General features: G+C 60.8%; 12 protein-coding genes. 9 read left to right on the forward strand and 3 right to left on the reverse strand.

What is annotated here, in order from left to right; genetic code table 11:
- The first annotated feature begins 221 nt into the window (after window positions 1–221).
- Both AC1Q61_RS26765 and AC1Q61_RS26770 read left to right on the forward strand, forming a co-directional pair.
- Window positions 222–1,487: a Fic family protein gene (locus tag AC1Q61_RS26765; protein ID WP_042921104.1), complete on the forward strand. Its 1,266-nt coding sequence runs from the start codon at window positions 222–224 to the stop codon at window positions 1,485–1,487.
- A gap of 228 nt (window positions 1,488–1,715) precedes the next feature.
- The gene (locus AC1Q61_RS26770) at window positions 1,716–2,534 is read left to right on the forward strand and encodes a pentapeptide repeat-containing protein (protein ID WP_042921106.1); all 819 of its coding nucleotides are present in this window, start codon (window positions 1,716–1,718) and stop codon (window positions 2,532–2,534) included.
- Between the two features lie 61 nt (window positions 2,535–2,595).
- On the opposite strand, the gene AC1Q61_RS26775 is transcribed toward AC1Q61_RS26770, so the two are convergent.
- Entirely contained in the window at window positions 2,596–2,904 is a 309-nt protein-coding gene (locus tag AC1Q61_RS26775; protein WP_007731580.1) for a DUF6191 domain-containing protein, read from the reverse strand.
- Between the two features lie 134 nt (window positions 2,905–3,038).
- Here AC1Q61_RS26775 and AC1Q61_RS26780 point away from each other — a divergent pair, with 134 nt between their 5' ends.
- Entirely contained in the window at window positions 3,039–3,710 is a 672-nt protein-coding gene (locus AC1Q61_RS26780; RefSeq protein ID WP_042921108.1) for a response regulator transcription factor, read from the forward strand.
- 39 nt (window positions 3,711–3,749) lie between these two features.
- Entirely contained in the window at window positions 3,750–4,529 is a 780-nt protein-coding gene (locus AC1Q61_RS26785) for a helix-turn-helix domain-containing protein (RefSeq protein WP_042921109.1), read from the forward strand.
- Between the two features lie 22 nt (window positions 4,530–4,551).
- On the opposite strand, the gene AC1Q61_RS26790 is transcribed toward AC1Q61_RS26785, so the two are convergent.
- Both AC1Q61_RS26790 and argE read right to left on the reverse strand, forming a co-directional pair.
- Window positions 4,552–5,841 (reverse strand): MFS transporter, encoded by a 1,290-nt coding sequence (locus tag AC1Q61_RS26790; RefSeq protein WP_003943831.1) that lies wholly within the window; start codon window positions 5,839–5,841, stop codon window positions 4,552–4,554.
- 27 nt (window positions 5,842–5,868) lie between these two features.
- Entirely contained in the window at window positions 5,869–7,056 is a 1,188-nt protein-coding gene (argE, locus tag AC1Q61_RS26795) for an acetylornithine deacetylase (protein ID WP_215515599.1), read from the reverse strand.
- A 111-nt stretch (window positions 7,057–7,167) separates the two neighbouring features.
- On the opposite strand from argE, the gene AC1Q61_RS26800 reads away from it, so the two are divergent.
- The 5 genes from AC1Q61_RS26800 (at window position 7,168) to AC1Q61_RS26820 (ending at window position 10,798) form a co-directional block, all read left to right on the forward strand.
- Window positions 7,168–8,235 (forward strand): Lrp/AsnC family transcriptional regulator, encoded by a 1,068-nt coding sequence (locus AC1Q61_RS26800; protein ID WP_064073653.1) that lies wholly within the window; start codon window positions 7,168–7,170, stop codon window positions 8,233–8,235.
- A gap of 51 nt (window positions 8,236–8,286) precedes the next feature.
- Window positions 8,287–8,847 carry a TIGR03086 family metal-binding protein gene (locus AC1Q61_RS26805; RefSeq protein WP_050656464.1) on the forward strand — a complete coding sequence of 187 codons (561 nt, stop codon included), beginning with the start codon at window positions 8,287–8,289 and terminating at the stop codon, window positions 8,845–8,847.
- A gap of 51 nt (window positions 8,848–8,898) precedes the next feature.
- A complete protein-coding gene (locus AC1Q61_RS26810) occupies window positions 8,899–9,507 on the forward strand; it encodes a TetR/AcrR family transcriptional regulator (RefSeq protein ID WP_019746515.1) in 609 nt (202 codons plus the stop codon).
- Window position 9,508: 1 nt separating this feature from the next.
- On the forward strand, window positions 9,509–10,405 hold the full coding sequence (gluQRS, locus tag AC1Q61_RS26815) for a tRNA glutamyl-Q(34) synthetase GluQRS (RefSeq protein WP_042921113.1): 897 nt from the start codon (window positions 9,509–9,511) through the stop codon (window positions 10,403–10,405).
- A 255-nt stretch (window positions 10,406–10,660) separates the two neighbouring features.
- On the forward strand, window positions 10,661–10,798 hold the full coding sequence (locus tag AC1Q61_RS26820) for an EAL domain-containing protein (protein WP_492651248.1): 138 nt from the start codon (window positions 10,661–10,663) through the stop codon (window positions 10,796–10,798).
- The last annotated feature ends 59 nt before the right edge of the window (window positions 10,799–10,857 follow it).

Genomic DNA, 10,857 nt, shown 5'->3' on the forward strand with positions numbered 1-10,857 from the left:
ATCCCGCAGCGCGCCGAATCGGAATGCTGCTGCGCGATTTCGAGTGGCCCGCCGATGGCCTGAACCCGATTCGGGAAGCTATGGCCACATCTGCTCCTGCAGCCCGCGTTGGTCATGAAATGACACCCGCGCCGCAGGTCTTATTTATCCAGATCCCATTCTGGATAAGATAGGCATGGAAAGCAAGGCCGCAATATAGCGTGGATACAGGGAGAGACCAGATGGCGTACAGGACGTTGAAATCGATCTTTCACCAACGAGATCGTGCTGGTGCCGATGCTGAGGAGCGAGCGCGACGCGATTCTCCCGCCGCCGTCCACTGGGACCTACTGATCGGCGAACACTCGACGTTCGCACTGATGACACCCGAAGTCGCAGCGCTGATCGAACGGATCATGAGCTTCGAGCCGAAGATCCGGGCTGAGTGGAACGGGCTGCCGGCCCTCGCGCGCACCCACTACCTGCATCGCATGGTGATCGACGAGATCCAGGCAACGAACGAGATCGAACAGGTCCGCTCAACCCGGAAGGAGATCAGCGAGGCAATCGAGATGGTGTGGGCGGAGCAACCCCTCGCGAACAAGCGGTTCGCCGAGATGGTGCGGCTCTATCTCAATATCGGCAACGACCAGGCCGAGAGTCCGCAGACGCTCGACGACATCCGAGACGTCTACGACGCGGTAACTCGGGGCGAGATTCGCGACGAGGACGCCCCCGATGGGAAGCGGTTCCGGCAAGGGCCAGTATCGATCACGTCAGGAATCAAGGTCGTGCACACCGGTGTGGTACCCGAGTCAGCGATCGACGACGCGCTGACCCTCATGCTGAGCCAGGGGGGCGACGACTCGATTCCACGACTGATCAGGGCAGTGGTCGCGCACTTCATCTTCGAGTACACGCACCCGTTCTACGACGGCAACGGCCGAACCGGACGCTACCTTCTCGCGCTGGACCTTCGACAGGTGTTGGCTCCGTATGCGAGCCTGGCATTGTCGGCGACCGTCGCCGACAACAAGGATCGTTACTACAAAGCATTCTCTGACGCGGAGAATCCATTGAACCGCGGAGATCTGACGCCCTACCTGATCGATATGCTGGAGATCATCGCCGAGGCGCAACATCGACTGCTGCTCGACCTCTCCGAGAGGCGGCATAAGATCGACACACTCGAGGCGCGTATCCGCGTTCTGGTGGAGGATGAGGAATTTCCGCTGAACTTGGGACTCGATCGCGAGTCGACGCCGCCGGTTGATAGCAACCACATCGGCGCAGTCCTGTTCACCCTGGGTCAGGCCCACTGCTTCGAGGCGAACCGCGCCATCAAGTTGAACACCCTGGTCGAGGTGGTGGGTCGATCCAGCCAGTTCGCCCGCCCGCGACTTCAGCGCCTGGACGATGCCGGGATCATTGAGACGGTTACGAAGAGACCGCTGCGCTTCCGGCTCACGGCACGGGGGGTATCGCTCCTCGATCTGGATGGGGAGTGATTTTCGCCAGGTCGCAGATGGGCTAGGCGAGCTGGGCCGTCCACCCGATTTTCGACCTACTTCACGAGCGTGGTCCAGAATCACGTCTGCCGGATTGGTACCCCGCAATTGCGCGGGATACGACCTCGGAACCGCTGGACTTCTTGCTGCCGAACCACGCAATTTCGTTTGACAGACTCACAAACCCGAGGACAGACTTTCCGTCCAACCCAACCATCGGGAGTACGCGTGATTGCCGGCCAGACCAATCTGCTCGCAGATTGCAGCAGTTGCTTCGGTCTGTGCTGCGTCGCACTCCCCTTTTCCAAGTCCTCCGACTTCGCGACCAACAAGAATGCCGGCGCCCCCTGCAAGAACCTGCAGCAGGATTTCCGTTGCGGCATTCACACCGGATTGCGAAAGAAGGGCTTCACCGGTTGCACCGTCTACGACTGTTTCGGTGCGGGACAGAAGGTTTCACAGCAGACCTACGACGGCATCAGCTGGCGTGATGCCCCGGAGACCGCGTCGGACATGTTCGAAACCTTCCCTGTCGTACGCCAGTTGCACGAACTCCTCTGGTATCTCGCCGAAGCCCGCTCGCTGAAGCAAACCCACTCGATACGAAAGGAACTCGACGCTGCACTCGCAGAGACGGAAAGCCTGACCAACGGCACACCTTCGCAGATTCAAACCGTCGACGTCTCAGCACACCGAGCGGCAGTCAACACACTGCTCTTGCAGACGAGTAACCTTGTGCGCTCACCGATCTCAACCAAGAAGGGTCGAAAACTCGACCACCGCGGCGCAGACCTCATCGGCGCCAAATTTCGTGGTTCCGATCTACGTGGGGCCAACTTTCGCGGGAGTTACCTGATCGGTGCAGACCTCCGCGACTGCGAACTCGATCGAGCCGATCTGATCGGTGCAGACTTACGCGGCACCGACATTCGCGGCACAAAACTCCGCGGCAGTATCTTTCTCACTCAGTTCCAGATCAACGGGGCGATCGGCGATTCGGCTACCACACTTCCCGATTCACTGACCCGCCCCAGCCACTGGGCCTGAACCCGACTGTCAACTCCGTCGTCTGTCGGCGACTGTCAACTCCGTCGACTGTCGGCGACTGTCAACTCCGTCGACGGAGAACGACCTTGTTAGCTTCCGGATCGACAGACACCCACGGCGGGTCACCGTCCGTTCCGTCCTCACGATGCATCAATGCGCTCTGACGCTGTTCGAATTCATGATGCTTGGACCCCTGAAACAGGGCAGCAACCTCTTCGAAGCCCGCGGCCGAGACCGGACGAGTCGTACGTCCCCGAGTCCACGGCAGTGCCCGGCCGCCGGTGAGCCGGTTCCAGAGAGTCTCGGCGAAAGCGAACAGGACCAGCAGCACGAGCAAGCCTGGCAGCGTCAACGCGAACAGAGTGCCCATGAAAGAAGTCTAGCGACGAACGCCCCCGGTTCCCTCGACTTCCGATCGGCCGCCCTATGTCTGGTCCCGCGGTCGATGATCTGCCAGAATGCAAGCTGTTACGACTAGTAACACCTTCGGGGGGAGGATTTCACGTGAGCTTGATACTTGCAGCTACCGACCGTTCGGAGCTTGCCCAGACACTCGGTACCGAATTAATACATTTCGGGCACCAGATACAGCTCGTCCGCACCGGGCGCCGCCTACTCGATGACCTGGACACCGACAGTTTCGATATCGCCGTGATCGATCTCCTTCTGCCGGACATCGACGGCTACGAGATCGCACGGCAGATCCGCTTGCGCAGTTCGATGCCGATCATGATGCTGGTGGATACCTACGAGGACATCGACGAAGCACCACATCGCGCTGTCTCGGACTTTGTGCTGAACCCGATCGATTCTCACGCGCTCGATCTTCGGGTCACCTCAATCCTTCGTGAAACCGCACATCCCGCCCCCGGCAAACACCAACGTCACGGTGACCTGCTCCTCGATCGACGTGCGATGACGGCGACGATGGGCGGAAAGCTGCTGGTCCTCAGCCGGACCGAATGGCGGGTACTCCTGGAGCTGTCGACCGAGCCTGGGCGCGTGTACTCACGTGATCACCTGATCCGAAACGTGTGGGGTTCCGACCACGAAAGAACGCGTGTGGTCGACGCAACCATTCTCAGCCTGCGGTCCAAACTCGAATCCGATCCCGCGAAACCGAAGTACATCAAAACCATCAGGGGATTCGGATACCGCTTCGGCCCGGTCGACTGAAGTCGCCTTCGTGTCGGTGCCGCTCGATAAGCTCTTGTCATGGGTTGGTACACACCACAATCGGTCGCCCCGGATCTCACCGACATCCTGGTGTGTGGCTGGACGGCGTGCGCAGAAGGAGAACACCTCCTCGTGCCCGATGCTTGCATGGACGTGCTGTGGATACGCGGCGTCGGCATACGCGTCTGTGGCCCCGAAACCGCTGCATGGTCATTCACTCTTCCGCCCGGAACACGCTCCGTGGGTGTTCGATTCCGCCCTGGATCGGCATCGCCGATGTTGCGAACCTCGGCGTCCGAGCTTCGGGATTCTCGCGCTGACCTCAGCGATGTAACCGACGCACGCACGGAACGAATACTGTTGAACCGCTTGGAAAATTCCGAAGACCACGAACAAGTCTCCATTCTCGAGAGCGCTGTCCGGAGTTGGGCAAGTTCGAGTTTCCGGCACGATCCGGTGATCAACCACGTTCGCGCCGCCCTGTCCGAACATGCGTGGAATGTCAGCTCTCTCGCCGACGCGGCGGCGCTGACTTCGCGCCAACTCCAACGTCGATGCAACGACGCCTTCGGATACGGCCCGGCAACGCTGCGCTCGATCCTGCGCCTCCAGCGCTTCATGGCGCTCGCTCGCAGTCGACCCGCACTGGGACTCGCTGAATCCGCCGCCCACTGCGGATTCAGCGATCAGGCCCACTTGACCCGTGAATGCCGCCGAATCTCGTCGCTGACCCCGGCGGCTCTACTCCGCACCCAAGCCCCCGACTGGCACGGGTCGGATACCGTTGTCGCGCTGGCGGAGGGAGACGCGGTCGCATGATCGCTACCGCGCTCCCCCGCCGTCACTTCTGACTGAAAAGCGTCCTGGCAGACCACAGCCCGCCGAGGGAGAGCACTGCGACCGTCATGTAGTAGTAGCTCGGGGCGTCGAGCGAGCCTGTTGTACTGATCAACCAGGTCAAGACCAACGGCGCGATTCCGCCGAGCAAAGTCACTCCGAGGTTGTACGACAATGACATGCCGGTAGCCCGGATCTCTGCCGGGAACAGCGAACTCATCAAGGCAGGCAAGGGACCGAAGGCAAACGCCATGATGACACCCAGGACCGAAACAACCAGGACGAGCGTCAGAGTCGACGGGTGATCGACCATCAATTTGAAGAGCGGCCAGGCCAAGACGATTGCCGCAACGGCGGCCCAGGTCATAACTCTCGCCGGTCCGACCCGGTCTGCAAGATGCCCGATCAACGGCACGGTGATCAAGGTGACCAGTCCGGCGACGATGCCGCCGAGATAACCGGCAGAGGCGGAAACTCCGAGGTTCTTCACGGCAAACGTCGGCATGTACAAGATGAGGTAGATCGAGATAGTCGCGACGCCCACTACGGCGGCACCGGTCAGCACCCGGCCGAGATGCCTGGTCAGCGTCGTCTTCAGCGGAGCCTTTTCCGGAACGCTCGTCTTGAAATCGTCCGTTTCGTCAAGCTTGGCACGGATGTAGAGTCCGACCGGCCCGACGATGATGCCGAAGAAGAACGGAACGCGCCAGCCCCACGAGTAGAGCGCTTCATGCGAAAGGTGAGTGTTGAGCACGTATCCGAACAGCGATGCCAGGAAAACCGAGGCACCTTGGCTGGCGACTTGCCAGGAAGAGTAGAACGCCTTCTTGTGTGGCGCAGTCTCCACGAGGAAGGTTGTAGCAGTACCGAATTCACCGCCGGCGGAGAATCCTTGAATGAGACGCGAAACAAGGATGACGACGCCCGCCCACGGTCCGATCATCGAGGTCGTCGGCGCCACGGCCATGATGAGCGTGCCGATCATCATCAGCATCATCGTCAACGTCAAGGCGTTCTTGCGCCCGCGACGGTCGGCATAGCTTCCGAGAACCATCCCGCCAAGCGGCCGGATGACGTACGAGATCGCAAACGTCGCGAACGTCAGTATCAAACCGAGCGTGTTGTCGCCGCCGGGAAAGAAATTATGGGCGATCACCACTGCGAATGATGCGTAGACGATGACGTCGAACCATTCGAGCGCAGCGCCGAGCGAACTGCTGATCACCGCCTTGCGAGCAGCGGCCAGGCGTTCCGGGGTGACTGTTCCGGAGGTTGGCGTAGTTGCCGTGGACATGGTTTTCCTTAGGGGGGTCAGGGTGGGTCAGGCGCGGGCGTGAGCGATGACGTTCCGAACGAACTGCTCGCACTGTGCCAATTGGTCAAGTGTCACGTACTCGTCAGGTGCATGCGCCTGAGTGATGCTTCCCGGCCCACACACGACAGTGGGGATACCGATAGTCGCGAACATCCCGGCCTCGGTGGCGTACGCGACCTTTTCGTCCGATGCCCGACCACCCCATTGTTCGACCAGTGCGGCCGCCGAAGCATTCGCATCCGTCTCCAGGGGAGGGACCGAGGCCGACACGTGCATCGTCACGGAGGCTGACAGGTTTTCTTCCCGCATCAGGTTCTCGATCCGATTCGTCTCGGCGGCAAAGCGTTCGAGCAAATCTGCGGCGCCAGCTGAGCTGATGCTCCTGAACTCGAAAGTGATGGAGCAATCCTCGGGGACAGTGTTCACTGCGATCCCGCCGGATACGAGATTGACCGAACACGTCGTCCAGGCCACGTCGAATGCGTCGTCGTACGGGCCGGACGCACGGAGCTCGTCGGCCGCGCTTCTGACGAATCGAATCAACTCCGCGCCGTATTCGATCGCGTTGACTCCTTGCGGAGTAAGCGACGAGTGCGCCGAAACACCATGCAGATCAACACGTATGACGTTCATCGACTTGTGTGCGCGAATGACCCGCATCTCCGACGGCTCTCCGACGACGCACACATCAGGGCGCAGGTTCCGGGAAACAACCTCCTCGACCAACCCGGCCGCACCGATGCAGCCGACTTCCTCGTCGTAGGAGAATGCAAAGTGAATCGGCTTCGCCAGCGGCCGAGCAACGATGTCGGGGATCGCAGCGACGACGATCCCGATGAACGACTTCATGTCGCACGTGCCACGTCCGTACAGGCTTCCGTCGCGAACGTCGGGCGTGAAAGGGTCGCTACTCCAGTCTTGATCGTCAACCGGCACTACGTCTGTATGGCCGGAGAACATCACACCGCCGGCAGTACTTCCGTCAGGAGGAGTGAACGTTGCCAACAAGTTGAGCTTCGTTCCCTCGTCATCGGCAACAAGTACCGGCTCGACCCCATGGCGACGTAGTTCCGCCGCAATGAGATCGATCAACGGTCGATTGCTCACGGCACTCGTCGTATCGATTCCGATGAGGCGTTGCACCCACTCGAGGCTTCTCTCTGTCGGAACAGCGGGCAACGTGGTCGATGACATCTGGTTTCTCCTTTCACAGCATGAACGCGGTGGGCACTCGCCACCGCGTTCTGCCCTTCGAGCATGAATGAAGTGATCCCAGACACAGTGAAGATGCACGATACTTGCACCATGATCGAAGAAACGCAGGATTCCGCCGTACTGGACGACGTCGACCTCGCCCTGATCAATTGCCTGCAACTCGACCCGCGAGCGTCGTGGCGCACGGTTGGCGACGCGCTCAAAGTGGATCCGGTTACCGTGGCTCGCCGCTGGCAGCGGTTACAGGATTCCGGCACCGCCTGGGTCTCTGCCAGGGCAACCGGCCATGGCCGTCCGGAGTCGTGTCTGGCTTTTGTCGAAGTCGACTGCACGACTTCGAACGCGTTGACGATTGCAGAACGACTTGCCCGCTGGCCGCACGTACTGAGCGTCGAACACACAAGCGGCCCAGGCGACTTGACACTTCTCGTCGAGGTCAGAGACATGGCTTTCCTGTCGCGCTTCCTGCTTCGGTCGCTCGCGTCGGTACCCGGGATCGTCAGTTCGCGTGCACACCTCGTCACCGAGGTCTTCGCGATCGGAGACGACTGGAAATTGCAGGTACTCGATGCCGCGCAGCGAGCGACGATGACAGACCGGCCTGTGCGATACAAATACGCGCCGACGGATCAGCGCCATCACGGGAAGACGTTCGACGCTGTCGACCGCCAATTGATATTGAAACTGGGTGAGGACGGTCGATCGTCGATTGCAGAGCTCACAGTCGGTACCGGCCTCAGCGAAAGTACGGTCAGGCGGCGACTTGCCGAATTGACGTCGCGCAACCAGATCGTGTTCCGCTGCGACGTGTCTCTGCCACTGTCCGGCTGGCCCCTCGTGACCTGGGTGTGGGGATATGTCGATCCCACGGACCGGTCGACGATTCGTGCCCTGGTGGAGCGAGTGCCGGGAACGCGGGTGTGCATGCGGATATCCGGTGGACGCGCCAACACACTGCTCGCGATCGCCGCACACTCCCTTCGCGAAACTCCCATTACCGAAGTACAACTCGCACAAGAGGCACCGGGCCTGGTGGTGCTGAACAGGTCAGTGGTGCTGCGATCGATGAAGAGGGTGGGCCGACTTCTCGACGACGAGGGCAAGAGTGCCGGGGTCGTACCGATGGACATCTGGGCGGAGGCCCCGGAGATCGAGTGAATGTCCGAAATAATCAATCATGACGCGCCGCGGTGGAGAAGGATTGCTGTCATGACTTCAACAGAGATCTCCCCCGCCCAGCGTTATCGGGATCTGGCCGCCGGATTCACGGCGCGGATCGATGCCGTACCCGCCGACCGCTGGGACGACGATTCCCCCTGCGAGGGCTGGACCGCCCGCGACGTGGTGAGACACGTACTCGACAGCGAACGAGACATGGTCAAGGTAGTCGGCCTGGAATTGGCACCCGGTCCGTCGGTCGACGACGACCCGTCGGCAGCCTGGGCGGCCGTCCGCAATTCGATGCAGGAAATTCTGGACGATCCGGCAAAGTCCACCCTGGAATACGACGGACACTTCGGCAGGACCAACCTCGGGGCCACGGTCGAGGGGTTCTTGTGTTTCGATCTGGTCATCCACGGTTGGGACCTCGCGGCCGCAACCGGCACCGATACGACGATGCGAGACGCGGACGTGGAGTGGGTGTCGGAGATCGCCGCGGGCCTGGGCGAGTCGATCCGCATGAGCGGTGTGTGCGGCCCGGAAATACAGGTTCCGGACAACGCTGACAAAGCGACGAAACTCCTTGCCTTCCTCGGCCGGAAGGCGTGAAAAAGCACCCCTGACGTGGGCATTACTTCCATACGCATGTAATGTCGCGGTATGCCGGAACGCCGAAAATCCTCCACGAGTCCAGACCTGCTTGCGGCGGCATTGTTCGATGTCGCCGCGGAATCCGGACTGGAAAATGCCAGCGTTCGCGAGGTCGCAAAACGGGCGGGTGTCTCGATCGGCGCAGTGCAACATCATTTCTCGACCAAGGACGAGATGTTCGCATTCGCACTGCGAACACTCGTCGATCGATTGTTGACGCGACTGGCCGAATCGTCCGCCGACGCAGACCCGCATACCGCCCTGTTCCAGGCGCTCTCGCAACTCCTGCCCCTCGACGAGCAACGCACGCGTGAGGCGCATGTGCTCGCAGCGTTTGCCGTGCGCGCCGCAACCAGTGAGTCACTCTCCGAAATTCGCCGGACAACCCTGTTCACAATCCGCACCGGCATCTCGACAGTTCTGATCGGCATCGGAACTCCGGAAGCGGAAACCAGAGCGGCACTTCTGCTTTCAACCGTCAATGGATTGGCACTCGACGCACTCGGAAGCCCCGCCATGTATCCGCCGCAGTACCTCGATCACGCTTTGGAAACCCAGATCCGCCTCACCCTGCACGACGCCGAGAACCCGCTCGCCTCCGTCGGGCTCGCCAGCTGACGTGGAAGGAGCAGGACGCTTCGCGCCGAGCCCGTCTGGCGATCTCCATCTGGGAAACCTCCGAACCGCCCTCTTGGCTTGGCTTTTCGCCCGCACCAGCGGGCGCGACTTCCTCATTCGGGTAGAGGATCTCGACCGTGTCCGCCCCGGCGCGATGGAACGACAACTCGACGATCTGCGCAGGCTCGGCCTCACGTGGGACGGCCCAGTCGTATTGCAGTCACACCGTCTTCCCTTGTACCACAAGGCTATCGACCAATTGCGCGAGCGTGACCTGACCTATCCCTGCTTCTGCACACGCAAGGAGATCCTGCAGGCACCGTCAGCGCCCCATGCTCCAGACGGCGCCTACCCCGGCACGTGTCGGAACCTTTCGGAGGCCGAACGCGCCGAGAAATCGGCAAGTGGCCGATCTCCCGCGCTGAGGCTACGGGCCGGCATCGACTCGTGCACCGTCCATGACGAACTGTTCGGCGAGGTGACGGGACCAGTCGACGACGTCGTCCTGCTCCGCGGAGACGGGGTGCCCGCTTACAACCTTGCCGTTGTCGTCGACGACGGTGCACAGAACATCGACCAGGTGGTTCGCGGCGACGACCTCCTGACCTCGGCTCCACGTCAGGCATACCTTGCCCGGCTGCTCGACATCGAACCACCGTCGTACGCCCACGTTCCTCTTGCCTTGAACAGTGAAGGCAAGCGACTCGCGAAGCGCGACGGCGCAGTGACTCTGGCAGATCAACTCGAGGCCGGACGCAGTGCCGAGCAGGTTCTGACGATGATCGCGTCGAGCATCGGTCTCGCCGAACCCGGCGAGGTTGTCACACCACCCCAATTGGCGGATCGATTCGACTCTCGCAAGATCCCCCGGACCCCGTGGATTTTCCCGGCGAAGTAAGTGACGTATCAATCGGTGCCTCGTCGGAACAAAACTACGATTGTCCGATATGACAAAGCCGTCCGCAATAGCTATTCGTTGGCAATTCTCGAATAGTGAAGTACGGTCGAGACTGGCGAAGGAAATTCAGGGCGAGTTGTTCCTGCAAAACCACGCCCGGGATCTGAACCTGGAATCCGACCACAGTACCCACTTGCAGCATCCACGCTGACACGCACGTGCGGCACGGGCGACTCAGGACGAAAAGGAATACGCATGGTCCGCGAGCTTCGCGAGGCACTCGACGACCATCAATTCGAGGTGTTGTATCAACCCCAGGTCAATCTGAACTCGTCAGCAATTATCAGCTATGAAGCTCTTTTGCGTTGGCGCCATTGGCATGACCCCCATTAAGTGACCCGCTGGTTATGAGAATCCTTCCCGCCCTGATCAAGGGCATGAAAGGCTACAAC

This window comes from Rhodococcus sp. MPR-R1B, from assembly GCF_058793255.1.